This window comes from Komagataeibacter intermedius TF2 (assembly GCF_000964425.1).
Classification (GTDB): domain Bacteria; phylum Pseudomonadota; class Alphaproteobacteria; order Acetobacterales; family Acetobacteraceae; genus Komagataeibacter; species Komagataeibacter intermedius.
This window is the reverse complement of record NZ_BANF01000385.1, coordinates 1-341: the sequence shown is the minus strand read 5'-3', so window position 1 is coordinate 341 and position 341 is coordinate 1. Positions and strand designations below refer to the sequence as shown.

The 341-nt window shown below is 60.1% G+C and carries 1 protein-coding gene; it reads right to left on the bottom strand.

Features of this window, described 5'->3' with window-relative positions; genetic code table 11:
- Nucleotides 1–341: carbohydrate porin (locus tag B7449_RS17670; RefSeq protein ID WP_048883962.1), on the bottom strand; the 341-nt coding region annotated here is incomplete at both ends.

The window sequence follows — 341 nt, the reverse complement described above, 5'->3', positions numbered from 1 at the left end:
AGCTTTCCCTTGAGGAACGACTGCTGGTACCACAGTTCGAACAGACGGGTGGAACGGTCGGCCTCAAACCCGCTGACAGGGTTGAAATTGTTCAGGTGATCCTGAGAGATCGAGCGCCCGCGCGTCTGCAGCGCACTGACATTGAACAGCCCGCCCTTCAGTCCGAACAGCTTTTCGGTATCGATGGTCAGCGTGGGCATGGTCACACCGTCATAGGCAGGGCCGGTACCCGAACCCTGCCCATCGCCATTGGTGCTTGGCGTGCCGCCGGTGCCATTGCCCCAGACTTCATCGACCTCCTGAATGTCGAAGCTGATGCCGTGTCTGTACAGCCACGGGCG